Raw genomic sequence first — 24,508 nt, 5'->3', positions numbered from 1 at the left:
GCCGACAGAAGGTGTATACTATGACATGGAAGGCGACAAACTATTATAGCGAGCTTGTAGGAGGTTTACGTATGGCAGCCGATAAGCATACGGAGGAGAAGGGGCAACAAGACGACGTGCTGGCGTCGACACAAATTGTTATACATAGAGCGTTGGAAAAGCTCGGCTATCCGGAAGAGGTGTATGAGCTCTTGAAAGAGCCGATCCGCGTGCTGACCGTTCGCATTCCGGTGCGCATGGATGACGGATCGGTGAAAATTTTTACCGGCTACCGGGCGCAGCATAACGATGCCGTCGGCCCGACGAAAGGCGGGGTGCGCTTCCATCCAGACGTCACCGAGCGCGAAGTGAAAGCGCTGTCGATTTGGATGAGCTTAAAGTGCGGCATCGTCGACTTGCCGTATGGCGGCGGCAAAGGCGGGATCGTCTGCGACCCGCGCACGATGTCGTTCCGCGAACTGGAGCGTTTAAGCCGCGGCTACGTGCGCGCTATCAGCCAAATCGTAGGGCCGACAAAAGACATTCCGGCGCCGGATGTGTTTACAAACTCGCAAATTATGGCGTGGATGATGGATGAGTACAGCCGCATCCGCGAGTTCGATTCGCCGGGCTTCATCACCGGGAAACCGCTTGTCCTCGGCGGTTCGCATGGCCGGGAAACGGCGACGGCCAAAGGAGTGACGATTTGCATTCGTGAAGCGGCGAAAAAACGCGGCCTGTCGCTCGAAGGCGCGCGTGTCGTCGTCCAAGGGTTCGGCAACGCCGGCAGCTATTTGGCCAAATTTTTGCACGACGCCGGAGCGAAAGTCGTCGGCATTTCTGATGTGTACGGCGCGCTGTACGATCCGAACGGCCTTGACATCGACTATCTGCTCGAACGGCGCGACAGCTTTGGCACGGTGACGAAGCTGTTTAAAAATACGATTTCGAACAAAGAGCTTCTTGAGCTCGATTGCGATATTTTAGTGCCGGCGGCCATCGAAAACCAAATTACGGCTGAAAACGCCCCGCGCATTAAGGCGAGCATCGTCGTCGAGGCGGCGAACGGGCCGACGACGCTCGAGGCGACGGAAATTTTGACGCAACGTGGCATTTTGCTCGTCCCGGACGTGCTGGCGAGCGCCGGCGGCGTGACGGTGTCGTATTTCGAATGGGTGCAAAACAACCAAGGGTACTATTGGACGGAAGAAGAAGTGGAACAGCGGCTTGAAAAAGTGATGGTCAAAGCGTTCAATAACGTGTATGAAATGGCGCAGACGCGCCGCGTCGACATGCGCCTTGCCGCTTACATGGTCGGCGTTCGCAAAATGGCGGAAGCGTGCCGATTCCGCGGCTGGGTGTGAGGCGAGCAAGCAAGTGATGTTTGCAAGCTTTCGCGAAATCCCCTATCATAAGATAGGGGATTTTTTGCTTCGTGCGAGGTGACAAAAACATGAGGAAAGAAACAATCATCATCGTCGGCGGCGGACCGTGCGGGCTGGCGGCGGCGATTGCCTTGCAAGACGCCGGGTTTTCGCCGCTTGTAATCGAAAAAGGGAACATCGTCCATTCGATTTACCGTTTTCCGACGCATCAGACGTTTTTCAGTACGAGCGACCGGCTCGAGATCGGCGGGGTGCCGTTTATTACAGAAAACCGGAAGCCGACGCGAAATCAAGCGCTCGCTTATTACCGGGAAGTCGTGGTTCGCAAGCAAGTGCGCGTCAATGCTTTTGAAGAAGTGAAAACCGTCAAGCCGCAGGAAGACGGAGCATTTCTGATTGAAACGACAAAAAGGACGTACCGCGCGCAGTACGTCGTCATCGCCACCGGCTATTACGACCATCCGAACTATATGAACGTGCCGGGGGAAGAGCTGCCGAAAGTGATGCATTACTTTAAAGAAGCGCATCCGTACTTCAACACGGACTGTGTTGTCATCGGCGGCAAAAACTCGAGCGTCGATGCGGCGATGGAGCTCGTCAAAGCCGGGGCGCGCGTGACGGTTCTCTACCGGGGCGGGGAATATTCCAAAAGCATTAAGCCGTGGATTTTGCCGGAATTTGACGCCCTTGTGAAAAAAGGCGTCATTCGCATGGAATTTCATGCCCATGTGAAAGAGATCACGGAAGATGCGGTCATTTACGAAGTGAACGGGGAGACGAAAACGATCAAAAATGATTTCGTGTTCGCTATGACCGGCTACCATCCGGACCATCGCTTTTTAATGAACATCGGCGTCGGCGTCGATCCGGGCAGCGGCCGGCCGCACTACGACCCGGAAACGATGGAAACGAACGTCCCAGGGGTGTTTATCGCCGGGGTGATTGCGGCCGGCAATAATGCGAACGAAATTTTTATTGAAAACGGCCGTTTCCATGGGGACGCTATCGCCGCCTGCATCGCCCGGCGCGAGCGGGAAGCGGCGGCCCGAAAGCCGCTATACTTGCATCCGCACGGCGGAAACGGGCGCTGTGATGGAAAACGGGAAAGTGAGGGGGACGAATGTGGCTGAACGGAAAGTTGTGCTGCTGACGACTGGCGGCACGATTGCCAGCAAACGAAATGAGCGCTCCGGCCGCCTAAAGGCCGGGGCATTGAGCGGCGAAGAGCTCGCTTCGCTCTGCCATTTGCCAAAGGAAATTGAAGTGGTGGTTGAGAGCGTGTTTCAGCTCCCGAGCATGCATTTGACGTTTTCGCATTGGCTTGAATTGAAAAGGCGGATTGAGGCGCATTTCGCCGATTCGTCTGTGGATGGCATCGTCGTCACCCACGGGACGGACGCGCTCGAGGAAACAGCGTATTTTCTTGATTTGACCATTGACGATCCGCGGACGATCGTCGTCACCGGCTCGCAGCGAGCTCCGTTTGATTTAGGGAGCGATGTGTATATCAACATCCGCCATGCCATTTATGCCGCGTGCGCTGAAACGCTGCGCGGGGCGGGGACGGTTGTCGTATTCAACGAGCGCATTTTTGCTGCGAAATATGTGAAAAAGGAGCATGCTTCCAACATTCAAGGGTTCAACGCATTCGGGTTCGGCTATTTGGGCATTATCGACAACGATGAAGTGTACGTGTACCAAAAGCCGATCCGGCGCGAGCATTTCCGGCTCGTGCATCCGCTTCCGCCTGTCGACATTGTGAAATGTTACGTGGAGGCGGACGGCAAGTTTATTAAAGCGGCCCGGGAAAGCGGCGTCGCCGGAATCGTGCTTGAAGGAGTCGGCCGCGGGCAAGTGGCGCCGAACATGGTGGATGAAATCGTCAAGGCCGTCAACGACGGGATTAAGGTCGTGGTGACGACGAGCGCTGAGGAGGGGGCGGTGTATACAACGTACGATTACGTGGGAAGCGCCTATGATTTGCATAAAAAAGGGGTCATTCTCGGTAGCGACTATGACGCGAAAAAAGCGCGCATCAAGCTCGCCGTCGCTCTCGCCGCCGGCGCCGCCGTTGACGGCTTGTTCGCCTATTAGGTCGGCGGGCCGCTTGGCAATTTCGTCTTTTTCATCGCTCTGTTTCGTGGTACGATAGAGATAAACCGACAAAGAAACGGGGATCGGCATGTTTTCGTTGATTTCTGCCGGCGTCGCCCCCGGGGTGGCGCTGCTTAGCTATTTTTATTTAAAGGACGAGTATGAGGCCGAGCCGCTCTCCTTTGTGCTGCGCATGTTTTTTTTCGGCGCCTTGCTCGTTTTTCCGATTATGTTTATTGAGTATGTGCTCGCTGCCGAAGGGATCGTCTCCTCGCCGGCTGCCGAGGCGTTTTTCTCGGCGGCGTTGCTTGAGGAGTTCGTCAAATGGTTTGTCGTCTATTTTTTTGTCTACGACCATGACGAATTTGATGAGCCGTATGACGGCATTGTGTACAGCGCCAGCGTTTCGCTCGGATTTGCGACGCTCGAAAACATTTTGTATTTGCTCGCCAACGGAGTGGACACGGCAATCGCCCGGGCGCTCTTGCCGGTCTCAAGCCATGCCCTGTTTGCCGTCATTATGGGGTTTTATTTTGGCAAAGCCAAATTTGCCGGCCGAAAGCGCCGCTATTATTTATGGGCGTCGTTTTTGCTGCCGTTTTTCCTTCACGGCGTTTACGACTGGATTCTGCTCGCCCAAAAGCAGTGGGGGTATTACATGGGGCCGTTCATGCTCATCTTATGGTGGGTGGCGTTGCGCAAAGTGAAACAAGTGAAAGAATCCGTCCGCGTTGAGAAGATGCCATCCGTGAAAAGCCAAGCGTAACATGCTTGGCTTTTTTTGTTTTTTTGCATAAAAAGGAGAAGTTGAAGAAAAATAGGGGTAAAAATGACGATGGTTGACGGGAGGTTTGCATATGGCAAGGAAATTGGTCATGCTCATGTTGATCGGCCTGATGACATGGATGCATCCGGCCGGCCATGCGGCTGCTTTTTCCCCGCAGGTGATTCAGCGTGGCGCGGTTGGCGACGATGTCATTGAATTGCAGGCGCGGCTGCAGTATCTCGGCTTTTACAACGGAAAGATTGACGGCGTGTTCGGCTGGCGCACGTATTGGGCGCTGCGCAACTTTCAATACGAATACGGGCTGCCGGTCGATGGTCTGGCCGGCGCCGAGACGAAACGAAAGCTCGTGAACGCATCGAAATATTACGAGTCGTTTGTGAAAGAGCAAATCCGTCAAGGAAATGAGTTCACCCATTACGGCGGCATTCCGCTCAGCCAGCAGGTGAAAAAACGCGGCGGAGGCGGCGGGCGAACGGTGAAAACGACAGCATCCAATGTGCCGAAAGGGTTTTCGCAAAATGACATTCGACTCATGGCGAATGCTGTCTACGGCGAGGCGCGTGGTGAGCCGTACATCGGGCAAGTAGCCGTCGCGGCCGTCATTTTGAATCGGATCGAACACCCGTCGTTTCCGGACACGGTTGCCGGGGTGATCTTTCAGCCTGGGGCGTTCACCGCAGTGGCCGACGGACAAATTTGGCTGACGCCGAACGAAACGGCGAAAAAAGCGGTGCTCGATGCCATCAACGGCTGGGACCCGACCGGCGGGGCCATTTACTACTTTAATCCGGCGACGGCGACAAGCGCTTGGATTTGGAGCCGGCCGCAAATCAAGCGGATTGGAAACCATATTTTTTGCAAATAAAAGGAGGGAGACGAGATGGTGCGAAACTTACTGATTGCAGCGCTTGTCGTCGCTGTCGTCGGCACTGGTTACTGGGGCTATCGCGAGCATCAAGAGAAAAATGCGATCTTGATTCATGCGGAGAACAACTATCAGCGCGCCTTTCACGATCTGGCCTATCAAATTGACTTGCTTCACGATAAACTGGGCGCCACGCTGGCGATGAACTCGCATGCGTCATTGTCGCCGGCGCTCGCTGAAATATGGAAAATTGCCTCGGAAGCCCATTCCGATGTCGGACAGCTGCCGCTGTCGCTTTTGCCGTTTAACAAAACGCAAGAATTTTTGTCGCAAATCGGTGAATTCACCTACCGGACCGCAGTGCGTGATTTGCAAGAGGAGCCGTTGACAAAAGAAGAGTATAAGACGCTGCAAGGGCTGTATAAAAGTGCCGGGGCGATCCGCCAAGAGCTGCGCAATGTGCAGCATTTAGTCTTGGAAAACAATTTGCGCTGGATGGACGTCGAACTGGCGCTGGCAACGAACGATCAAAAAGAAGACAACATCATCATTGACGGCTTCAAAGCGGTCGAAAAAAATGTTGATACGTTCTCAAGTTCGTCCGAGTTTGGTCCGTCATTCATCGGCCTGGCCAACGAGGAAAAAGGGTTCGTCCGCGCGAAGGGCCGCCCGGTTTCCAAAGATGAAGCAAAGCGGATCGCACGCGATTTTCTCGGCTTGAAAGGAACGGAGAAGATCAAGGTGACGGAAAGCGGCAAAGGGGCCGACGAACGCTTTTACAGTTTGACGATTCACGATCCGAAAACAAAAGGCGATATTTACATGGATATAACGAAAAACGGCGGCTATCCGATTTGGGTGTTAAACAGCCGGCCGGTTGGCAAACCGACGATCAGCCTGCATGAGGCGACCAACCGCGGAATGGCGTTTTTGAAGCGGCACAAATTCACCGGGTTTGAGCTGTATGACAGCACACAGTACGATAACGTCGCCGTGCTCACGTTTGTGAAAAGCGAAAACGGCGTCCGCATCTACCCGGAAGCGATCCAAATGAAAGTGGCGCTTGACAACGGCCATGTCGTCGGCTTTACGGCGCGCGACTATTTGTCGTCGTCCATCCCGCGCCCGCTGCCGAAACCGGCGATCACTGCCGAAGAAGTGAAGAAAAAGTTGAATCCGCATCTAAAGGTAATGGAACAGCGCCAGGCGGTCATTATGAACGACTTGCAAAAGCCAGTGCTTTGCTACGAGTTTTTAGGGACGCTCGGTGATGATACGTATCAGCTGTTTATGAACGCGTCAACCGGCATAGAGGAAAAAGTGGAAAAGCTTGAAAGCGTCGAACCGAATTACGAATGAAAACAGAGGGAGGCCTGAAACATGGCTTCCTTTTTGTTTCCGTCCGCCTCAAGCGCCCACTCTGTGGTATAATGATCGTACAAAAACGGCATCCAGCTGAAAAGGGGAAGCGGAAACATGATGATCAAAATTGGGGATCCGATTCGGCTTGAGCCGCTTGATGGCTCGGCACGCCAATACCGAAGCAAAGTGCTTGCCGTCGACGGCGGGGCGATCCATATTGGCTACCCCGTTGACGAGCAGACGGGAAAAACAGTGTATTTGTTAAACGGGATGCAGTTTAAGGCAAGTTTTGTCAGCCAAGAAGGAACGTTATACATGTTTGACACCGAGGTAAAAGGGAAAGTGCATGATCCGTTGCCAATGGTGGTCTTGGATTACCGAGGCGACGAATATGTCATCCGCATTCAGCGCCGCCGCTATGTGCGGGTGAGAGCGAATGTTGACGCTGCCGTCCACCCGCTTGGTGGAGGCGAGTTTGCCCCGTTTGTGACGATGACAGCCGATATTAGCGCAGGCGGGGCCGTTCTTTACATTCCGATGACGCACGCGCCGCTTCTGCGCCCCGGCATGTCAGTCGAGCTTTGGCTCGTGCTGACGATGCGCTCCGGCGACTGTCATTATGTGCGCACGAAGGCGACGGTCGTCCGCATGGCTGTCGACGAGCACAGCGGGGCGAGAATGGCGGTCGAGTTTGCCGGCCTCGCCTCGCAAGATCGCGTCCGGCTCATCCGCCACAACTTCGAACGGCAGCTTGAAGAGAAGGGAATAAATAAGGAGACGGCGTGGAATACTGCTAGAAAAAACGGAAGGCGGGGTTGTTCGCCATGAAGCGGATCGAAGAGCTGTTATGGAAGCTTGTCGCGATTCAGGCGATTTGTCTGCTCATCGCCCAATGGCTTGTTCTGTACACGCCGGCGGCGCTTTATATCGGCAAAGTATATGAGTATGAGGGAGTCGCCAAGCCGACAAAAACAGAAACGATCGAAACGGCCGTCGACCGCTGACGGCGGATATGGTACAATGAACATGAGAATATGCAGGAGTTTCCTGCATTTTTCTTTGTGCCCTGATCAAATGATTTAGACAAAGCAGGAGGAACTATGAAACAACGGATTAACATCGCCATTGACGGACCTGCGGCAGCCGGAAAAAGCACGGTTGCCAAACTGATCGCCCGACGCCTCTCCTACGTGTATATTGATACGGGCGCGATGTACCGCGCGCTGACGTACCGGGCGCTCCAATGCGGCGTCGATGTCCATGATGAGCAAGCACTCTTGTCGCTCCTTCGCCATACGCATATTGAACTGCAGCCTTCGCCGCAAGGGCAGCTCGTGTTTGTCAACGGCGAAGACGTCACGGACATCATTCGCGGCGAGGCGGTGACGAATGCGGTGTCGTTCGTCGCCCAGCATCCGCTGGTGCGCGAGGAGATGGTCGCCCGCCAGCGCGCCATGGCCAAAGGCGGCGGCGTCGTCATGGATGGGCGCGACATCGGAACGAACGTGCTGCCGAATGCCGAGGTAAAAATTTTCTTAAAAGCTTCGGTTGAGGAGCGGGCGCGGCGCCGGCATGAGGAAAACATCGCCCGCGGCTTTCCGTCCGACTTTGAAACGTTGAAAGAAGAGATCGCCCGCCGCGACCGCCTTGACTCGGAGCGGGAAACGGCGCCGCTGCGCAAGGCGCCGGATGCCGTGGAAATCGACACGACGTCGTTGTCGGTCGAAGAAGTGGCGGCGCGCATTATGGAAGTTGTCAATGAAAGGATTGGATGACGGTGGATTTTTATTCCTTCGCCAAAGGAATCGTCAAAGGAGTGCTCACCCCTTTGTACCGCATTCAAACGATCGGGGTTGACCGCTTTCCAAAAGAAGGCGCGGTGCTTCTTTGCGCCAACCATATCAGCAACCTAGATCCGCCGGTCGTCGGCATTACGGCGCCGCGGCCGATTCGGTTTATGGCGAAAGAAGAATTGTTTCGCGTTCCGGTGGTGAAAACGCTCGTCAAAAACTTGCACGCGTTTCCCGTAAAGCGCGGCATGAACGACCGCCAGGCGTTGCGCATAGGGCTTGAGGTGCTGAAACAAGGCGAAGTGCTCGGCATTTTTCCCGAGGGGACGCGCAGCAAAGATGGCCGGCTGAAAAAGGCGCTGCCCGGCGTCGGCTTTTTCGCTTTGCGCACCGATGCGGCTGTCGTTCCATGTGCGATCATTGGCCCGTACCGGCCGTTTGTGCCGCTCAAAGTCGTGTACGGGGCGCCGATTGATATGGCGCCGCTGCGCGCGCGGAAGGCGAGCCCGGAGGAGGCGGCCGACTACATTATGGATCATATCCGCCAACTGCTTGAACAACATCAGTAAGCATTATAGTACATTTTGATTGAGAAAATATGGTATACTAATTAGAAAAGCGTCCTTATTTTGCCGACAGCCGGCCGCGGCCTCGGCGCGAGTCGCGCTTTTGGCAGGATCGCCAGTCGATGAAGGAGGGGTTTTTACGATGACAGAAGAAATGAATGTGCAAGTGAATGTGTATGGAGTGGGCGATATCGTCCGCGGCAAAGTGGTGAAGCTTGAGGACAAGCAAGTGCTTGTCGAAGTCGAAAACAGCAAGCAAAATGGCATCATCCCAATCAGCGAGCTGTCGAATTTGCATATCGAGAAGCCGAGCGATGCCGTTGCTGTTGGGGATGAAGTGACGGCGAAAGTCAAAAAAGTGGAAGAAGGCAAAGACGGGGAAGAAGGGCTGCTCATTTTATCGAAAAAGGCAGTCGATGCCGAGCGGGCGTGGGAAGAGCTTGAGCGCAAGTTCGCAAACGGCGAGGCGTTCGAAACGGTCATCAAAGACATCGTCAAAGGCGGGCTTGTCGCCGATGTCGGCGTGCGCGGCTTCATTCCGGCGTCGCTTGTTGAACCGCACTATGTTGAAGATTTTTCCGATTACAAAGGAAAAACGCTCGCCGTCAAAGTGGTGGAGCTTGACCGCGAGAAAAACCGCGTCATTTTGTCACACCGCGCTGTTGTTGAGGAAGAGCAAGAGCGGCAGCAGAAAGAGCTGCTTTCCCGCATTGAGCCGGGCCAAGTGCTCGAGGGCGTCGTCCGCCGCATTGCCGATTTCGGCGTCTTTGTCGATGTCGGCGGGTTTGATGGGCTCGTACATATTTCCCAGCTTTCCCATACGCGTGTCGCCCATCCGTCCGAGGTGGTGAAAGAAGGCGATGCGGTGAAAGTGAAAGTGCTGGCCGTCGACCCGGAGAACGGGCGTCTGTCATTGTCCATCAAAGAGGCGCTTCCGGGTCCGTGGGAAGGCATCAGCGAAAAAGTGAAGCCGGGCGATGTCGTCACCGGGACTGTGAAGCGGCTTGCTTCATTTGGCGCGTTTGTGGAGATTTTCCCGGGCGTCGAAGGATTGGTCCACGTATCGCAAATTGCCAACCGCCGCATCGGTTCGCCGCATGAAGTGCTGAAAGAAGGCGATGAAGTGAAAGCGAAAGTGCTCGATGTCAACGAGGCCGAGCACCGCATTTCCTTAAGCATCCGCGCGCTGCTTGAGGAAGAAACGGCCGCTCCGGCGGAAGATTACAGCCAGTATACGAAAACGGCGGAATCGCGCGGCTTCCAGCTCGGCGAAGTGATCGGCGAGCAGTTGAAAAAATTGAAATAACCTAAGTGTAAAAAAAGGGTGTCCGAGAAAGGCCGGAACACCCTTTTCTTATTATGATCGCGTATAGCGAGGTTTTCCACAGGCGGCGCGTTGTTACTGCCCGTTCCGTTCGCGCGCTTCTTCCGGCGTATCAAGCCGGGCTGCGCCTTTGTAGGCGAATGACTGGTCGCGGTCGGACTCGACGCGCCGCGATTGTTTCAGCTTTTTCTCCTGACGGTCTTTTCCCATACACCCCGCTCCTTTCTTGATGAATATCATTTTTACTATGACCGGGCGTTCTTTTTTCTATGCATGAATGAACGGCCATAAAAGATGACATAATGGACATAATAAGGGGTGGAAAAGATGGAAGGGACTTATTTTTATCTCTTTTTTTGGTTCATATGGATTGTCGCCACCTTTTTGATGAAAAAGACGGGCGAACGGACGAGGCTGGCGGCGTTCGCTCTTGTGATGATCAGTTCCGCGTCGTTGACGGTGGAAATCGGTGTTGTCCGCGCCACGTTGGCGTTTTTCGTTCTTTTTTTATGTTCATGTTATGCGGCCATCGAGCGGCGGCCATGCCGCCTTCCGTTTCTGGCGCTGTCGGCGTCCGGCTTGGCGTTTGCCTATGCCGCCTTCCGCCTGCTTGCCTTGTTTGATCCGGTTTGGATTTGGCTTGACGGCCAGTGGATGCTCGCTTGGTGGCTCGTTATCGTCAGCAGTTTGTTTCATCGCCGCTTTGCCGCCCGCCTTCTTTGTCTGGCGTTTGGCGGCTGCCAAGGGGAAGCGGTATACGCCATGGCCATTCACCGCATGGCGCCCGACTATGTGCTCGGTTCGTTCTCGTTTTTCGACGCGGCGGCGATCAGCGCGTCGTGTTTGCTTATTTGGGAAATGATCCGCTTCCTGTCGCTTCAGCTCGAGGAAAAACGGCCTGTAAGGAGGGCGAGACAGTCGTGAACGAATATACGTTTCCCATTTTATACGGTGTCGCTGTCGGAGTGCTGACCCGCCTTTATTTGTTGCGCACCGATTACCGGCAGTATCCGACATACTTGCACGGGCGGACGATCCATATCGCATTGGGGGTGATCGCTGCCGGTCTAGGGACGGTCGCCGTGCCGGCGATCATGGAAAAGGAGTTTGCCGCCATCACGTTTTTGGCGTTGGCCGCCTCACAGTTTCGCGATGTGCGCAACATGGAGCGCAACACGTTGAACGAGCTTGACCAGTATGAATTAGTGCCGCGCGGAAAAACATACATTGAAGGCATTGCGATTGTGTTTGAAGGGCGGAACTATTTGGTCATTTTCGTTTCGTTTTTATCGACTCTTTTTTATTTAGTGTGGAACGTTTGGGCGGCGCTCGCGGCCAGCGCCATCGGCATGATGGTGGCGCGGCGATTTATGAGCGGGAGCCGGTTGAAAGATATCGCCGATGTGAAATATGTCAAACCCCATTTTGAGGGGGCAGGGCTGTATGTGGACAACATTTACATTATGAATATCGGCTTGCCGGCGCGGAGGGAAGAAATTTTGCGCTACGGGATGGGGTTTATTTTGACGCCGAAAAACTTCAACGCCCGAACAACGATCGCCAACCTTGGGCAGCGGCAGGCAATTTTGCACGATGTGTCGACGGCGCTCGGCATTTACCGCGACTCCGGGACGCCGGCGCTCGTGCCGCTCGCCAAACGTGATTTAAACGACGGGCGCGTCGGCATTTTCATTTTGCCGCAAGTGGAGGATATCGAGAAGGCGAAAGCGGTCATTGAGAATGTTCCGGTGTTGGAGAGCGCGATCCGCATGCCGGGCGAGCGGCGTTGGAAACGGAGAGGGGGCAGCGGTGATGACGCATGAAAAAATGATTTTGGCGGTCATTACGATCAACGGTGAAGCCGTCGCTGGGGGTGCGCCGATCTTTGTTTGCCGCACGAAGGAGGAGATGGAGCGAATCGCCGCCAATTTGGAGGCGATTTTGGACGGCATCGCCCATGAGCTCAGCGACGGGCTGCTTGTGATCGTCAAGCATTAGGCGGTTGTTGGGTGTTTCACTTTTTGATAAAATAAAGCAGTTGCAGCACGTTTTGGTTCATCGCCCAGCGCCTTCCCCGCTTTTCAAGCCGGGTGGGCGGCAAAGGCGCGGATCGCCCAAGCGTGCTTGGCAGGGATGGATGTCTGGTCTGGAAAAAGGCGCCTCTTCAAGAGCAAACGAAATAAAAATGAGGATCAAAAGGGTGGTAGCATGGCAAATCCAGTTGTAGCGATTGTCGGCCGTCCGAATGTGGGGAAATCAACGATTTTCAACCGCATTGTCGGAGAGCGCATTTCCATTGTGGAAGACGTGCCTGGGGTGACGCGCGACCGCATTTACAGCAGAGCCGAATGGCTGAACCATACATTTTACTTAATCGACACCGGCGGCATCGACATCGGCGATGAGCCGCTGCTTGTGCAAATTCGCCAACAGGCGGAAATCGCCATCGATGAGGCGGATGTCATCATCTTTATGACGAACGGCCGCGACGGTGTGACTGCGGCTGATGAAGAGGTGGCCAAGCTGCTCCGCCGGTCGAACAAGCCGGTCGTGCTAGCCGTGAACAAAATCGACAATCCGGAAATGCGTGATTTGATTTACGACTTTTACGCGCTTGGATTCGGGGAGCCGTATCCGATTTCCGGGGCGCACGGGACGGGGCTTGGCGATTTGCTTGACGCCGTCGTCCGCCATTTTCCAAAAGGGGCCGCCGAAGAGTATGAAGAGGACGTGATTAAGTTTTGCCTCATCGGCCGTCCGAATGTCGGCAAATCGTCGCTTGTCAACGCCATCTTAGGGGAAGAGCGGGTCATTGTCAGCGACATTGCCGGGACGACAAGGGATGCGGTGGACACGTCGTTTGTGCGTGAAGGGCAGGAATATGTTATTATTGATACGGCAGGAATGCGCAAACGCGGAAAAATTTACGAAAGCACGGAAAAATACAGCGTGCTGCGCGCGTTGCGGGCCATTGAACGGTCGGATGTCGTTCTTGTCGTGCTAAACGCCGAAGAAGGCATTCTCGAGCAAGATAAAAAAATCGCTGGCTATGCGCATGAAGCCGGGCGCGGGGTGATTCTCGTCGTCAACAAATGGGACGCCATCGAAAAGGATGACAAAACGATGGCTGAATTTGAGCGGAAGATTCGCGACCACTTCCCATTTTTGGACTATGCCCCGATTTTATTTGTGTCGGCGAAGACGAAACAGCGGCTCCATAAGTTGCTGCCGCTCGTGCAGCTTGTCAGCGACAACCATGCGATGCGCGTTCAGACGAACGTGCTCAATGAAGTCATTATGGATGCGGTGGCGATGAACCCGACGCCGACGCATAACGGCAAGCGCTTGAAAATTTATTATATGACGCAAGTCGCCGTCAAGCCGCCGACGTTCGTCGCCTTTGTCAACGATCCGGAATTGATGCACTTTTCGTACGAACGATTTTTGGAAAACCGCATCCGCGATGCGTTTGGCTTCGAGGGTACACCGATCAAAATCATCGCCCGCCCGCGGAAATAAGAAAAGCGGAAGGCTGCGACAATCGGATAAAGGAAGTGGGAAACGATGGAGAACATTGCTGTATTGGGCGCAGGAAGCTGGGGGACGGCGCTGGCGCTCGTTCTGGCTGACAACGGGCACCGCGTTCGGCTTTGGGGGCAGCGGGCTGAACAGATCGAGGAAATCAACCAACGGCGGACGAATGAAAAATATTTGCCGGGCGTCCGCCTGACGGAAGCGATCATCGGTTATCATGATCTTTGCGCTGCGCTCGACGGCGTGTCCGTAACGGTGCTCGCTGTGCCGACAAAGGCGATCCGCGGCGTGCTGCAAAAAGCGCGCGCGTGCCTGGCGGCGCCGGTCACCGTGGTCGCCGTCAGCAAAGGCATCGAGCCGGGGACGCACAAGCGCGTATCGGAAATTGTCGCTGAGGAAATGGGCGAATGGCTGGAAGACGTTGTCGTTCTTTCGGGGCCGAGCCATGCGGAAGAAGTGGTGCTCCGCCATCCGACGACGGTGGCGGTGTCATCGCCGAATATGGAAGCGGCGCAGCGCATTCAAGATCTATTTATGAACCATCACTATTTCCGCGTGTATACGAACCCGGATTTAGTCGGTGTCGAAGTCGGCGGGGCGCTGAAAAACATCATCGCCTTGGCCGCCGGCATCAGCGACGGGCTCGGCTACGGGGATAATGCGAAAGCAGCCCTCATCGCAAGAGGGTTGGCCGAGATTGCCCGGCTCGGCTGTGCGCTTGGCGCCAACCCGCTCACCTTTTCCGGGCTGGCCGGAGTCGGCGACTTGATTGTCACGTGCACAAGCACCCATTCCCGCAACTGGCGGGCCGGTTATATGCTTGGCCAAGGAAAAAAACTTGACGAGGTGCTCGAAAGCATGGGGATGGTTGTCGAAGGGGTGCGGACGACAAAAGCGGCGTACGAGCTGGCGGGAGAACTCGGCGTCAAAATGCCGATTACCGAGGCGCTCTATGAAGTCTTGTTCGAAGGGAAAGAGCCGAAAGAAGCAGTCGATTCGCTCATGGCGCGCGGAAAAAAGCAGGAAATGGACGATGTCATAAACATTTTTGCCGAGCCGTAACGCTGAAAATAGGCGGATGGCGGTACAAGTCGTCCCTGTTTTGCATACAATATGACGAACCATCATCGGCTTGAGCTTCCGGAAGGGTATAAGGTGATGCTGAAGTAAAGAAAGCCCCGCTTTACTTCAGCTTTTTTTATGGCGATGATATAATAGTTGTCGAAAAAAGGAGGAACACGTATGTCACCGGCTTTAGCGAAAATGTGGATCGCCATCGCCTCAATGGTGTTCATGTTTATTTCCGTCGGTTTCATTTATTTGAGCCGCTACAAGCTCAAGATTCGCTGGCTTCGCTTTTTGCTGGCGGTTATCGCTTACGTCCTGTTGATTCTCGCTGGCATCATCATTATTTTTGTCGTGTTCAGCGGACCGACGCAGCAATAGGCAAAGGATGGAGGAACTATGAAATGGATTGCTCGCTTTCTTTTAGCCTGTTTGTTTCTCGTGCCGCTTTCCGGCTGCTTGTATCCGCAAGAGCGGCTTAAGCAAAACCAAATTCCATACAAAGACCAAGTGGCGGCCGTCCAATCGGCGGTTGACGAATACCGGAAGGCGACCGGCGGATTGCTGCCGATCAAGACGCGCGACATGAAAACACCGATGTATTTAAAATATCCGGTTGACTTTCAAAAGCTCGTTCCCCGCTACATGCAGGAACCGCCGGGAAACGCCTATGAAAGCGGGGGTGTTTTCCAGTATATGATCATCGATGCGGAAACGAACCCGACGGTCAAGCTTCTTGACCTGCGTCTCGCTGAGCGCATCCGCGATTTGAAGCTGCGGCTTTCGATGTATACGGATCGGCACGGTTATCCGCCATTTCAAGATGTCGTCGCACCGGGCGTATTTACGCTCGATTACAAAAAGCTCGGCTATAAAGAGCCGCCTTATGTCGTCAGCCCGTTTTCCGGCAACAACTTGCCGTTTGTCATCGACGGGAATGGAGAAATTTACATTGACTACCGTTCTGATTTGTATGCGGCGTTGAAAAAATATCCGCACCACTACAAGCCGGGTGACGATATTCGCCCGATTTTGACCGACCATTCGCTGTTCGTGCCGGCGTACTCCCTTCCGTACACGATCGACGCCAAGACGAACGAGCCGATTTTTTTCACGAAATGAGTCATCATCCCTTCTCTGGAAAAATACATTCTAGAGAAGGGATTTTTATTTATGGCTTTTAGTCATAACCGAATCGGACAACATCATATGCATATAGTGTCCGACTATGCTAGCTCATTCCAATGTTTCTTATAACGACCGAAAGACTGGAGGGGAGTCATTTGGAAAAGGTCGATATTTTTAAAGATATCGCCGAGCGGACCGGCGGCGACATTTACTTAGGGGTCGTCGGTGCTGTCCGCACCGGGAAATCGACGTTTATTAAGCGGTTTATGGAGCTTGTCGTCATTCCGAACATTCAAAACGAAGCCGACAAGGCGCGCGCCCAGGACGAACTGCCGCAAAGCGCCGCGGGCAAAACGATCATGACGACGGAGCCAAAGTTCGTGCCCAACCAGGCGGTGACGGTGAAAGTCGACGAGGGGCTTGAAGTCAACATCCGTCTTGTCGACTGCGTCGGCTATGCTGTTTCCGGCGCGAAAGGGTACGAAGACGAAAACGGGCCGCGGATGATCCACACGCCTTGGTATGAAGAGCCGATCCCGTTCCAAGAGGCGGCGGAAATCGGGACAAGAAAAGTCATCCAAGAACATTCGACGATCGGGGTCGTCATCACAACGGACGGCACGATCGGGGAAATTCCGCGCCAAGCCTATGTAGAAGCGGAAGAACGGGTCATTAGCGAGCTCAAAGAAGTCGGCAAGCCGTTCATTATGATCGTCAACACCGTTCGGCCGCACCATCCGGAAACCGAGGCGCTTCGCCGCGAACTCGCCGAAAAGTACGACATTCCGGTGCTCGCCATGAGTGTGGAAAGCATGCGCGAAGCCGACGTGTATAACGTGCTTCGTGAAGCATTATATGAATTCCCGGTGCTTGAAGTGAACGTCAACTTGCCGAGCTGGGTGATGGTGCTGCGCGAAGATCATTGGCTGCGCGAAAGCTATCAAGAAGCGGTGCGCGACACCGTCAAAGACATCAAACGGCTGCGCGACGTCGACCAGGTTGTGCAGCAGTTTGCCGAGTACGATTTCATCGAAAAAGCGGCGCTTGCCGGCATCGAAATGGGGCAAGGGATCGCCGAAATTGACTTGTATGCACCGGATGAGTTGTACGATCAAATTTTAAAAGAAATCGTCGGCGTCGAGATTCGCGGCAAAGACCATCTGCTTCAGCTCATGCAAGACTTCGCCCATGCGAAAGCGGAATATGACCAAATCGCCGACGCGCTGAAAATGGTCAAACAAACCGGCTACGGCATCGCTGCGCCCGCTTTGTCTGACATGAGTCTTGACGAACCGGAAATCATCCGCCAAGGGTCGCGCTTTGGCGTCCGCCTCAAGGCGGTGGCTCCATCAATCCATATGATCAAAGTCGACGTCGAATCCGAATTTTCTCCCATTATTGGAACGGAAAAACAGAGCGAAGAGCTTGTCCGCTATTTGATGCAAGATTTTGAAGACGATCCGCTGTCGATTTGGAACTCCGACATTTTCGGCCGTTCGCTCAGCTCGATCGTCCGCGAAGGCATTCAGGCGAAACTCGCGCTCATGCCGGAAAACGCCCGCTACAAGCTGAAAGAAACGCTTGAACGCATCATCAACGAAGGCTCCGGCGGCCTCATCGCGATTATTTTATAGAAAAGCGGCGGCGAGCCGGAGCTAGACAATAAGAAAAGCGGAGGCGTCGAGATTTGCTCCCCCGGTCGGGGGCTTTTTTTTGTTTTTTTTGAATCATGGATCTTTCACGGGGGAAAAATCGTTGAAACCCTTGAGAAATAAGGATTGGCACTTGATTATGCGCATGGCGTTATGGTAATCTTTTATCTGAAATCGTTGTTTTGGTGAAATATGCCTAAAATTGGCCGCTTTGGCGAAAAAAATGTTGAATTATCGCGATAAATTGGTTAAGATTAGGCATGTCACTGCATCTTGGCGGAATCAAGGCAGTTCCGCCTAAAAGCGGCGGGCGGCGCTGAACGGTCAAGGGGACGCTTCCATCGGCGGCACGGGCGCATGTTCTGTCAGTCTTTCTGAACGAAGGCAGAATCATTGGCTGCACCGGTGCGACGCCTTTCATGCGCCGGCCTTTTCGCCGCCGAAGCCGTCAACGTCTATGTATAGAAAAGCAGAAAAGTGTGCACAAATGGTAGTAAACAAGAACAGCTCCTTGGGAGGAGGTGAATGACATGAACAAGACGGAATTGATCAACGCGGTAGCCGAAACAAGCGGTCTTTCCAAAAAAGATGCAACAAAAGCCGTTGATGCGGTATTTGACTCGATTACAGAAGCGTTGCGAAAAGGCGATAAAGTGCAATTAATCGGCTTTGGGAACTTTGAAGTGCGCGAGCGCGCTGCCCGGAAAGGACGCAACCCGCAAACGGGCGAAGAAATGGAAATTCCGGCGAGCAAAGTTCCTGCATTCAAACCGGGTAAAGCGTTAAAAGATGCCGTAAAATAAGCCTACATAGCTGAGGCAGGAGCTAGGAGGAAAGGGCTGGTGTTGCACCGCCCTTCTTTTTTGTTTTTTTTTGCTCTCTATGTTAGAATCGGATTACATGCAGTTTTTCTAATGCAGGAGGATGTTGTTTGCATGCCGGAGATCAATTTTGCGCAAATTGAATATGCAGTCCGCTTGATTTTGGAAGCGATTGGGGAAGACCCAAACCGTGAGGGGCTTGTCGACACGCCGAAACGAGTGGCGAAAATGTACGCCGAGGTGTTCGCCGGACTGCACGAAGACCCCAAGGAGCATTTTCAAACCGTATTCAGCGAGGAACATGAGGAGCTTGTGCTCGTTAAAGATATTCCGTTTTACTCGATGTGCGAGCACCATTTAGTGCCGTTTTTCGGCGTTGCCCACGTCGCCTACATCCCACGGGAAGGAAAAGTAACCGGGCTAAGCAAGCTCGCCCGGGCGGTCGAAGCGGTGGCGCGCCGCCCGCAGCTACAGGAGCGCATTACGGCGACAGTCGCCGATTCGATCGTCGAAGCGCTCGAACCGCACGGGGTGATGGTCGTCGTCGAGGCGGAACATATGTGCATGACGATGCGCGGCGTGAAAAAGCCGGGGGCGAAAACGGTGACAACGGCAGTGCGCGGCGTGTTTGAAACGGATGTTGCCGCCCGTTCGGAAGTGCTTTCGCTCATTAAAGCATAAGGAGGGGGAAAGGATGTATACGAACAGCGACTTTGTTGTCATTAAAGCGCTTGAAGACGGAGTGAACGTCATTGGATTGACGCGCGGGGCGGATACACGGTTCCATCACTCGGAAAAGCTCGATAAAGGCGAAGTGTTGATCGCCCAGTTTACAGAGCACACGTCGGCGATTAAAGTGAGAGGCAAGGCGTATATTCAAACGCGCCATGGCGTCATTGAGTCGGAAGGGAAAAAGTAAGTTGGCAAATGTCTAGCAAACTAGAGCGTTTTCGACAAAATTATGTTATAATGAGTCCGTTATGGTGGTGCGGATATTTTCGGGGACAAGGGTGGTTCATGTGGATGACATCACGGTGAAATTGGCGTCATTGAAAGAACAAATTGAGCAGCTGCTCCATCACCCATATTTGCGCGAGCATTTGCCGGCGCCGGCGATCGATGAAGATCGCCTGCTGCTCTCGCTGTCAATGCTCGATGGCGCTTCAACGGCGCCGAGTGAGGCGGAGCGGTGCATCATCGCCATGATGCTCATGCAGATCGCCCTTGATACCCACGATGAGGTGACAGATGACGGCGGCGACTTGCGGGCGCGGCAGCTTGTCGTCCTGGCCGGCGACTTGTACAGCGGGCTGTACTATGAGTTGTTGGCGCGTTCGGGCGAAACGGCGCTCATCCGCTCGTTCGCCGAGGCGGTCCGCGATATTAACGAGCAAAAAGTGCGGCTTTACGAAAAAAAAGTAGAGCGGATCGAGTCGTTGTTTGCGGCGGTCGGCACGATCGAATCGGCGTTGCTTGTCAAGCTCGCCGACCGCATGGCGGCGCCGCAGTGGGGGCAGTTTGCCTATTCGTATTTGCTGATGCGGCGCCTGCTGCTCGAGCAGGAAGCGTTCATCCGCACGGGAGCTTCGGTGCTCTTTGAGCAAATGGCGCAAATCGCGTTCCCGCGCGCGAAAACGTTGACGAAAGAGCAAAAGCGGCATTTGCTCCGCTTTTGCCGCCGCTATATCGACGGCTGCCGGGAGGCGCTGTTTGCGGCGAAACTGCCGGTCAACGGCCTGCTGCAGCTCCGCGTGGCCGAGCTTTCCGGCGGGTTTCAAGCCATCGCCAAAAAGACGGTGGAAGAAGGGTAGAACGATGCATCAATCGAAAGAAGAGCGAGTCCATCGCGTATTTGAAAACATTTCTGCGCATTATGACCGGATGAACTCCGTCATCAGCTTCCGCCGCCACTTGAAGTGGCGCAAAGACGTGATGCGGCGGATGAATGTGCAAAAAGGCAAAAAAGCGCTCGATGTGTGCTGTGGGACGGCTGACTGGACGATCGCCTTGGCGGAGGCGGTCGGTCCGGAAGGGAAAGTGTACGGCCTTGATTTCAGCGAAAACATGCTGAAAGTCGGCGAACAGAAGGTAAAAGCGCGCGGGTTGCATAATGTGAAGCTCATTCACGGCAATGCGATGCAGCTGCCGTTTCCTGACAATTCGTTCGATTATGTGACGATCGGCTTCGGTTTGCGCAACGTCCCTGACTATATGACCGTGCTTAAGGAAATGCACCGGGTGACGAAGCCGGGCGGCATAACCGTCTGCCTGGAAACGTCGCAGCCGACGCTGTTCGGGTTTCGCCAGCTTTACTATTTTTACTTCCGGTTTATTATGCCGCTGTTTGGCAAGCTGCTGGCGAAAAGCTATGAGGAGTACTCGTGGCTGCAGGAATCGGCGCGCGAGTTTCCGGGGCGGGACGAGCTGGCCGAGATGTTCCGCGCCGCCGGTTTTGTCGATGTCGAGGTCAAACCGTACACGTTTGGCGTGGCGGCGATGCACTTGGGCTATAAACGGTGAGTTAAGGTGAACAACATGAAGTTAAAGGCGATGTATTCGTTTTTAAGCGATGATTTAGCGGCGGTCGAAGAGGAGCTTGAGCGGGCGGTTCAGTCGGAATACGGGCCGCTTGGGGAAGCGGCGCTCCATCTGTTGCAGGCGGGCGGAAAGCGGATCCGTCCCGTTTTTGTCTTGCTTGCCGCCCGCTTCGGCCAATATGACCTTGAGCGGATGAAGCATGTTGCCGTTGCGCTCGAGCTCATTCATATGGCTTCGCTCGTCCACGACGATGTGATCGACGACGCCGATTTGCGCCGCGGCCGGCCGACGATCAAGGCGAAATGGAGCAACCGGTTCGCCATGTACACAGGGGATTATTTGTTTGCCCGCTCGCTCGAACGGATGGCGGAGCTCGGCAACCCGCGCGCCCATCAAGTGTTGGCGAAAACGATCGTGGAAGTGTGCCGCGGGGAAATTGAGCAAATTAAAGACAAGTACCGGTTTGATCAGCCGCTGCGCACGTATTTGCGGCGCATCCGTCGGAAAACGGCGCTGCTCATCGCCGCGAGCTGCCAGCTTGGCGCCCTCGCTGCCGGCGCGCCGGAGCCGATTGTGAAGCGGCTGTACTGGTTCGGCCATTATGTCGGCATGTCGTTTCAAATTACCGACGACATTCTCGATTTCACTGGGACGGAGGAACAGCTCGGCAAACCGGCCGGAAGCGACTTGCTACAAGGAAACGTCACCCTTCCTGTGCTGTATGCCTTGAGCGATGAGCGGGTGAAGGCGGCCATTGCAGCTGTCGGTCCGGAAACGGACGTTGCGGAAATGGCGGCGGTCATTTCCGCCATTAAGCGGACGGACGCCATTGAGCGGTCGTATGCGTTAAGCGACCGTTACCTTGACAAGGCGCTTCACCTTCTTGACGGACTGCCGATGAATGAGGCGCGCGGCCTGTTGCGCGACCTCGCCCTTTACATCGGGAAAAGGGATTATTAACGCTTTCAAGGACGTTGTTGCTAATGGCGCGAAACAATGATACTATGGTGGTTGGGAATCCGTTTCCTAGTACATACGACAGTAGGGGGGGAGAATGAATGGCAGAACGGACATTTTTAATGGTAAAGCCAGACGGGGTTCAGCGCAATTTGATCGGCGAAATTGTTTCGCGCTTTGAGAAAAAAGGCTTCCAGCTTGTTGGCGCGAAGCTGATGCAAGTGTCGCGCGAGCTGGCTGAGCAGCACTATGCCGAACATAAAGAGCGTCCGTTTTTCGGCGAGCTTGTCGACTTTATTACATCCGGACCGGTGTTTGCGATGGTGTGGGAGGGCGAAAATGTAATCGCCGCCGCCCGGCAAATGATGGGGAAAACGAACCCGCAGGAAGCCGCACCGGGCACGATTCGCGGCGACTTCGGCTTGACGGTCGGCAAAAACGTCATTCACGGCTCCGATTCGCCGCAAAGCGCGGAACGCGAGATCAACCTGTTTTTCAAAGAAGAAGAGCTTCTCAACTATACAAAATTGTTGAACGAATGGCTCTATTAACAAAAAGACCGGCCGCCCATCGGCCGGTTTTTGCCGTTTTTGTACATTGACAGGAGAGAGGAACAGGGGAAGATGGACGATTATGCGCAATTCATTGCTAAAGTGAAGCGAAAAACCGGCATTGACTTATCGCTATATAAGGAAGCCCAGATGAGGCGGCGTTTGGCGTCGTTGTACATGAAAAAAGGGCTAAAGAGCTTTGCCGAGCTGTTTGCAGCGATGGAAAAAGACTTGTCGCTCTGGCATGAATGTCTTGATCGGATGACGATCAACGTGTCCGAGTTTTATCGCAACGCCAAACGATGGGAGGTGCTTGAACGCGTCATTTTGCCGCGGCTGTTGACGAAACATCCGCGCCCGAACGTGTGGAGCGCCGCCTGCTCAACCGGCGAGGAGCCGTACACGCTCGCGATGGTGCTCGCAAAACGATTGCCGCTTCACCGCGTGTCGGTGTTGGCGACCGACATTGATGATAATGCGCTCGCCCGCGCGCGCCTCGGCTTGTACAGCGAACGGTCGCTTGTAGAGTTGCCCGAGGAAATGAGAAAAAAGTTTTTTACGAAAGAAGGCGAGTATTATAAAATAGACGAAAGGCTGAAACAAACGGTCAAGTTTCAAAAGCACAACTTGCTCACGGATCCGTTTCCGCGCAACATGGATTTAATCGTTTGCCGCAACGTGCTCATTTATTTCACTGAAGAGGCGAAGCGGATGCTGTATCGGAAATTTCATGATGCGCTCCGGCCCGGGGGCGTGCTGTTTGTGGGGAGCACGGAGCAAATTTTTAACCCGTCCTTATACGGTTTCGAAGTCGAGGAGACGTTTTTTTATCGGAGAAAATAGCGGGTGCCGCGCTCTTTTTTTTACAGAAACTATTTTCATTTTTCAAATTTATGATATATTTTTACATAAACGCGTTAAAGAGCTGAAGGGAGAGACAAACATGCGCTACTTGACAGCAGGGGAGTCGCACGGGCCGCAATTGACGGCGATTTTGGAAGGAGTGCCGGCTGGGCTTGAGCTGCGCGCCGAGCATATCAACAAGGAGCTGGCGCGCCGGCAAAAAGGGTATGGGCGCGGGCGGCGCATGCAAATCGAAAAGGACGTGGTGAATATCACCGCCGGCGTCCGGCACGGGAAAACGCTCGGCTCGCCGATTGCGCTGGTTGTGGAAAACCGTGATTTTAAACATTGGCAAACGATTATGGCCGTTGAACCGATCGATGATGAAACGGAGATCAAACGAAAAGTGACGCGTCCGCGCCCGGGTCATGCCGATTTAAACGGCGCCCTGAAATACGGACATCGCGATATGCGCAATGTGCTTGAACGCTCATCGGCAAGGGAAACGACGGTGCGCGTGGCGGCCGGAGCGGTGGCGAAGCGCATTTTGGAGGAAGTGGGCATCCGCGTCGCCGGGCATGTCATCGAAATCGGCGGGGTGCGCGCCGAGAAGCTTGATTACCGCTCCCTGGAGGAATTGCAAAATGTGACAGAAGAGTCGCCGGTGCGCTGTTTTGATCCGGAAGCGGGACAAAAAATGATGGAAGCGATCGATTTGGCAAAGAAAAACGGTGATTCGATCGGCGGCATCGTCGAAGTGATTGTCGAAGGCGTTCCCGCCGGGGTCGGCAGCTACGTTCATTACGACCGGAAGCTCGATGCGAAAATCGCGGCGGCGATCGTCAGCATTAACGCCTTTAAAGGCGTCGAATTCGGGATCGGGTTTGAAGCGGCGCGCCGCCCGGGAAGCGAAGTGCACGACGAAATCATTTGGAGCCCGGAACAAGGCTTTTCGCGCCGGACGAACCGGGCGGGCGGCTTTGAAGGCGGGGTGACGACGGGAATGCCGATCGTCGTGCGCGGTGTAATGAAGCCGATTCCGACGCTGTACAAACCGCTGCAAAGCGTCGACATCGACACGAAAGAACCGTTTGCGGCAAGCATCGAGCGGTCGGACAGCTGCGCTGTGCCGGCGGCGAGCGTCGTCGCCGAAGCGGTCGTCGCCTGGGAAGTGGCGGCGGCGATCGTCAGCCAGTTCGGGCAAGACCGGATCGATTTGATTAAAGAAAACATCGAGCGCGCCCGCCGCTATGCAAAGGAGTTTTAA

At 54.4% G+C, this 24,508-nt stretch carries 28 protein-coding genes and 1 pseudogene; 28 read left to right on the top strand and 1 reads right to left on the bottom strand.

Going from position 1 to position 24,508, the window contains the following annotated elements; genetic code table 11:
• The first annotated feature begins 71 nt into the window (after positions 1-71).
• The 11 genes and pseudogenes from QSJ10_RS09335 (at position 72) to rpsA (ending at position 10,134) form a co-directional block, all read left to right on the top strand.
• A complete protein-coding gene (locus QSJ10_RS09335) occupies positions 72-1,343 on the top strand; it encodes a Glu/Leu/Phe/Val family dehydrogenase (RefSeq protein ID WP_033013982.1) in 1,272 nt (423 codons plus the stop codon).
• 89 nt (positions 1,344-1,432) lie between these two features.
• A pseudogene (locus QSJ10_RS09330) lies at positions 1,433-2,416 on the top strand (YpdA family putative bacillithiol disulfide reductase); the annotation flags it as partial.
• 70 nt (positions 2,417-2,486) lie between these two features.
• Positions 2,487-3,458 carry an asparaginase gene (locus QSJ10_RS09325; RefSeq protein WP_033013983.1) on the top strand — a complete coding sequence of 324 codons (972 nt, stop codon included), beginning with the start codon at positions 2,487-2,489 and terminating at the stop codon, positions 3,456-3,458.
• Positions 3,459-3,546: 88 nt separating this feature from the next.
• Positions 3,547-4,224 (top strand): glutamic-type intramembrane protease PrsW, encoded by a 678-nt coding sequence (prsW, locus tag QSJ10_RS09320; RefSeq protein WP_053532290.1) that lies wholly within the window; start codon positions 3,547-3,549, stop codon positions 4,222-4,224.
• A gap of 109 nt (positions 4,225-4,333) precedes the next feature.
• A complete protein-coding gene (gene sleB, locus QSJ10_RS09315) occupies positions 4,334-5,110 on the top strand; it encodes a spore cortex-lytic enzyme (protein ID WP_412728516.1) in 777 nt (258 codons plus the stop codon).
• 15 nt (positions 5,111-5,125) lie between these two features.
• The gene (ypeB, locus tag QSJ10_RS09310) at positions 5,126-6,469 is read left to right on the top strand and encodes a germination protein YpeB (protein WP_053532292.1); all 1,344 of its coding nucleotides are present in this window, start codon (positions 5,126-5,128) and stop codon (positions 6,467-6,469) included.
• Between the two features lie 120 nt (positions 6,470-6,589).
• The gene (locus QSJ10_RS09305; protein WP_033014053.1) at positions 6,590-7,300 is read left to right on the top strand and encodes a flagellar brake protein; all 711 of its coding nucleotides are present in this window, start codon (positions 6,590-6,592) and stop codon (positions 7,298-7,300) included.
• Positions 7,297-7,476, top strand: coding sequence for a YpfB family protein (locus QSJ10_RS09300; RefSeq protein WP_033010533.1), 180 nt, complete (start codon positions 7,297-7,299; stop codon positions 7,474-7,476). Before QSJ10_RS09305 ends, QSJ10_RS09300 begins: the two co-directional genes overlap by 4 nt.
• Positions 7,477-7,572: 96 nt before the next feature.
• Complete coding sequence (gene cmk / locus QSJ10_RS09295) at positions 7,573-8,247, top strand: (d)CMP kinase (RefSeq protein ID WP_033010534.1); 675 nt, start codon at positions 7,573-7,575, stop codon at positions 8,245-8,247.
• Positions 8,244-8,831 (top strand): lysophospholipid acyltransferase family protein, encoded by a 588-nt coding sequence (locus tag QSJ10_RS09290; RefSeq protein WP_033010535.1) that lies wholly within the window; start codon positions 8,244-8,246, stop codon positions 8,829-8,831. Before cmk ends, QSJ10_RS09290 begins: the two co-directional genes overlap by 4 nt.
• 139 nt (positions 8,832-8,970) lie before the next feature.
• Positions 8,971-10,134: a 30S ribosomal protein S1 gene (rpsA, locus tag QSJ10_RS09285; RefSeq protein ID WP_033013987.1), complete on the top strand. Its 1,164-nt coding sequence runs from the start codon at positions 8,971-8,973 to the stop codon at positions 10,132-10,134.
• Positions 10,135-10,227: 93 nt separating this feature from the next.
• Here the strand turns inward: rpsA and QSJ10_RS09280 are convergent, their stop codons facing one another.
• Positions 10,228-10,362 carry a YpzI family protein gene (locus tag QSJ10_RS09280; RefSeq protein ID WP_064502497.1) on the bottom strand — a complete coding sequence of 45 codons (135 nt, stop codon included), beginning with the start codon at positions 10,360-10,362 and terminating at the stop codon, positions 10,228-10,230.
• Between the two features lie 117 nt (positions 10,363-10,479).
• Between QSJ10_RS09280 and QSJ10_RS09275 the strand changes: the two genes are divergently transcribed.
• The 17 genes from QSJ10_RS09275 to aroC all read left to right on the top strand — a co-directional run bounded on the left by QSJ10_RS09275 (position 10,480) and on the right by aroC (position 24,508).
• Complete coding sequence (locus QSJ10_RS09275) at positions 10,480-11,076, top strand: YphA family membrane protein (RefSeq protein WP_033013988.1); 597 nt, start codon at positions 10,480-10,482, stop codon at positions 11,074-11,076.
• A complete protein-coding gene (locus QSJ10_RS09270; protein WP_033013989.1) occupies positions 11,073-11,975 on the top strand; it encodes a YIEGIA family protein in 903 nt (300 codons plus the stop codon). The genes QSJ10_RS09275 and QSJ10_RS09270 overlap by 4 nt, the downstream gene beginning before the upstream one ends.
• The gene (locus tag QSJ10_RS09265) at positions 11,965-12,150 is read left to right on the top strand and encodes a capping complex subunit for YIEGIA (protein WP_033010543.1); all 186 of its coding nucleotides are present in this window, start codon (positions 11,965-11,967) and stop codon (positions 12,148-12,150) included. Before QSJ10_RS09270 ends, QSJ10_RS09265 begins: the two co-directional genes overlap by 11 nt.
• Positions 12,151-12,360: 210 nt before the next feature.
• Positions 12,361-13,671 (top strand): ribosome biogenesis GTPase Der, encoded by a 1,311-nt coding sequence (gene der, locus QSJ10_RS09260; RefSeq protein WP_053532294.1) that lies wholly within the window; start codon positions 12,361-12,363, stop codon positions 13,669-13,671.
• 45 nt (positions 13,672-13,716) lie between these two features.
• Complete coding sequence (locus QSJ10_RS09255; protein WP_053532295.1) at positions 13,717-14,748, top strand: NAD(P)H-dependent glycerol-3-phosphate dehydrogenase; 1,032 nt, start codon at positions 13,717-13,719, stop codon at positions 14,746-14,748.
• A gap of 180 nt (positions 14,749-14,928) precedes the next feature.
• Positions 14,929-15,132: a DUF2768 domain-containing protein gene (locus QSJ10_RS09250; RefSeq protein WP_049624816.1), complete on the top strand. Its 204-nt coding sequence runs from the start codon at positions 14,929-14,931 to the stop codon at positions 15,130-15,132.
• Between the two features lie 18 nt (positions 15,133-15,150).
• Entirely contained in the window at positions 15,151-15,873 is a 723-nt protein-coding gene (locus QSJ10_RS09245) for a YphF family lipoprotein (RefSeq protein WP_033013993.1), read from the top strand.
• Between the two features lie 161 nt (positions 15,874-16,034).
• Entirely contained in the window at positions 16,035-17,513 is a 1,479-nt protein-coding gene (spoIVA, locus tag QSJ10_RS09240) for a stage IV sporulation protein A (protein ID WP_033013994.1), read from the top strand.
• A 548-nt stretch (positions 17,514-18,061) separates the two neighbouring features.
• The gene (locus QSJ10_RS09235; RefSeq protein ID WP_008879623.1) at positions 18,062-18,334 is read left to right on the top strand and encodes an HU family DNA-binding protein; all 273 of its coding nucleotides are present in this window, start codon (positions 18,062-18,064) and stop codon (positions 18,332-18,334) included.
• A 132-nt stretch (positions 18,335-18,466) separates the two neighbouring features.
• Positions 18,467-19,033 carry a GTP cyclohydrolase I FolE gene (gene folE, locus QSJ10_RS09230; protein ID WP_033013996.1) on the top strand — a complete coding sequence of 189 codons (567 nt, stop codon included), beginning with the start codon at positions 18,467-18,469 and terminating at the stop codon, positions 19,031-19,033.
• A 13-nt stretch (positions 19,034-19,046) separates the two neighbouring features.
• The gene (gene mtrB / locus QSJ10_RS09225) at positions 19,047-19,271 is read left to right on the top strand and encodes a trp RNA-binding attenuation protein MtrB (RefSeq protein WP_033013997.1); all 225 of its coding nucleotides are present in this window, start codon (positions 19,047-19,049) and stop codon (positions 19,269-19,271) included.
• A 61-nt stretch (positions 19,272-19,332) separates the two neighbouring features.
• Positions 19,333-20,163: a heptaprenyl diphosphate synthase component 1 gene (locus QSJ10_RS09220; protein WP_049624818.1), complete on the top strand. Its 831-nt coding sequence runs from the start codon at positions 19,333-19,335 to the stop codon at positions 20,161-20,163.
• Between the two features lie 4 nt (positions 20,164-20,167).
• Positions 20,168-20,872: a demethylmenaquinone methyltransferase gene (menG, locus tag QSJ10_RS09215; RefSeq protein ID WP_033013998.1), complete on the top strand. Its 705-nt coding sequence runs from the start codon at positions 20,168-20,170 to the stop codon at positions 20,870-20,872.
• A 15-nt stretch (positions 20,873-20,887) separates the two neighbouring features.
• Entirely contained in the window at positions 20,888-21,850 is a 963-nt protein-coding gene (gene hepT, locus QSJ10_RS09210) for a heptaprenyl diphosphate synthase component II (RefSeq protein ID WP_033009740.1), read from the top strand.
• Between the two features lie 98 nt (positions 21,851-21,948).
• Positions 21,949-22,398, top strand: a complete 450-nt coding sequence (gene ndk, locus QSJ10_RS09205) for a nucleoside-diphosphate kinase (protein WP_033013999.1) — start codon at positions 21,949-21,951, stop codon at positions 22,396-22,398.
• Positions 22,399-22,470: 72 nt separating this feature from the next.
• A complete protein-coding gene (locus QSJ10_RS09200) occupies positions 22,471-23,241 on the top strand; it encodes a CheR family methyltransferase (RefSeq protein ID WP_033014000.1) in 771 nt (256 codons plus the stop codon).
• Between the two features lie 100 nt (positions 23,242-23,341).
• A complete protein-coding gene (aroC, locus tag QSJ10_RS09195) occupies positions 23,342-24,508 on the top strand; it encodes a chorismate synthase (protein WP_033014001.1) in 1,167 nt (388 codons plus the stop codon).

This window comes from Geobacillus stearothermophilus ATCC 12980 (assembly GCF_030369615.1).
Lineage (GTDB): Bacteria > Bacillota > Bacilli > Bacillales > Anoxybacillaceae > Geobacillus > Geobacillus stearothermophilus.
The sequence above is the reverse complement of the archived record's forward strand: the minus strand, read 5'-3'. Positions and strand labels throughout refer to the sequence as shown.

What these genes read in the sequence shown, in the direction of transcription:
- aroC (WP_033014001.1), top strand. Translation starts at nt 23,342, where the DNA reads ATGCGCTACTTGACAGCAGGGGAGTCGCACGGGCCGCAATTGACGGCG.
- der (WP_053532294.1), top strand. Translation starts at nt 12,361, where the DNA reads ATGGCAAATCCAGTTGTAGCGATTGTCGGCCGTCCGAATGTGGGGAAA.
- ndk (WP_033013999.1), top strand. Translation starts at nt 21,949, where the DNA reads ATGGCAGAACGGACATTTTTAATGGTAAAGCCAGACGGGGTTCAGCGC.
- menG (WP_033013998.1), top strand. Translation starts at nt 20,168, where the DNA reads ATGCATCAATCGAAAGAAGAGCGAGTCCATCGCGTATTTGAAAACATT.
- hepT (WP_033009740.1), top strand. Translation starts at nt 20,888, where the DNA reads ATGAAGTTAAAGGCGATGTATTCGTTTTTAAGCGATGATTTAGCGGCG.
- QSJ10_RS09220 (WP_049624818.1), top strand. Translation starts at nt 19,333, where the DNA reads ATGGTGGTGCGGATATTTTCGGGGACAAGGGTGGTTCATGTGGATGAC.
- QSJ10_RS09280 (WP_064502497.1), bottom strand. Translation starts at nt 10,362, where the DNA reads ATGGGAAAAGACCGTCAGGAGAAAAAGCTGAAACAATCGCGGCGCGTC.
- QSJ10_RS09290 (WP_033010535.1), top strand. Translation starts at nt 8,244, where the DNA reads ATGACGGTGGATTTTTATTCCTTCGCCAAAGGAATCGTCAAAGGAGTG.
- mtrB (WP_033013997.1), top strand. Translation starts at nt 19,047, where the DNA reads ATGTATACGAACAGCGACTTTGTTGTCATTAAAGCGCTTGAAGACGGA.
- QSJ10_RS09235 (WP_008879623.1), top strand. Translation starts at nt 18,062, where the DNA reads ATGAACAAGACGGAATTGATCAACGCGGTAGCCGAAACAAGCGGTCTT.
- QSJ10_RS09300 (WP_033010533.1), top strand. Translation starts at nt 7,297, where the DNA reads ATGAAGCGGATCGAAGAGCTGTTATGGAAGCTTGTCGCGATTCAGGCG.
- QSJ10_RS09275 (WP_033013988.1), top strand. Translation starts at nt 10,480, where the DNA reads ATGGAAGGGACTTATTTTTATCTCTTTTTTTGGTTCATATGGATTGTC.
- folE (WP_033013996.1), top strand. Translation starts at nt 18,467, where the DNA reads ATGCCGGAGATCAATTTTGCGCAAATTGAATATGCAGTCCGCTTGATT.
- QSJ10_RS09265 (WP_033010543.1), top strand. Translation starts at nt 11,965, where the DNA reads ATGACGCATGAAAAAATGATTTTGGCGGTCATTACGATCAACGGTGAA.
- QSJ10_RS09245 (WP_033013993.1), top strand. Translation starts at nt 15,151, where the DNA reads ATGAAATGGATTGCTCGCTTTCTTTTAGCCTGTTTGTTTCTCGTGCCG.
- QSJ10_RS09250 (WP_049624816.1), top strand. Translation starts at nt 14,929, where the DNA reads ATGTCACCGGCTTTAGCGAAAATGTGGATCGCCATCGCCTCAATGGTG.
- QSJ10_RS09255 (WP_053532295.1), top strand. Translation starts at nt 13,717, where the DNA reads ATGGAGAACATTGCTGTATTGGGCGCAGGAAGCTGGGGGACGGCGCTG.
- rpsA (WP_033013987.1), top strand. Translation starts at nt 8,971, where the DNA reads ATGACAGAAGAAATGAATGTGCAAGTGAATGTGTATGGAGTGGGCGAT.
- ypeB (WP_053532292.1), top strand. Translation starts at nt 5,126, where the DNA reads ATGGTGCGAAACTTACTGATTGCAGCGCTTGTCGTCGCTGTCGTCGGC.
- QSJ10_RS09305 (WP_033014053.1), top strand. Translation starts at nt 6,590, where the DNA reads ATGATCAAAATTGGGGATCCGATTCGGCTTGAGCCGCTTGATGGCTCG.
- prsW (WP_053532290.1), top strand. Translation starts at nt 3,547, where the DNA reads ATGTTTTCGTTGATTTCTGCCGGCGTCGCCCCCGGGGTGGCGCTGCTT.
- QSJ10_RS09200 (WP_033014000.1), top strand. Translation starts at nt 22,471, where the DNA reads ATGGACGATTATGCGCAATTCATTGCTAAAGTGAAGCGAAAAACCGGC.
- sleB (WP_412728516.1), top strand. Translation starts at nt 4,334, where the DNA reads ATGCTCATGTTGATCGGCCTGATGACATGGATGCATCCGGCCGGCCAT.
- cmk (WP_033010534.1), top strand. Translation starts at nt 7,573, where the DNA reads ATGAAACAACGGATTAACATCGCCATTGACGGACCTGCGGCAGCCGGA.
- QSJ10_RS09335 (WP_033013982.1), top strand. Translation starts at nt 72, where the DNA reads ATGGCAGCCGATAAGCATACGGAGGAGAAGGGGCAACAAGACGACGTG.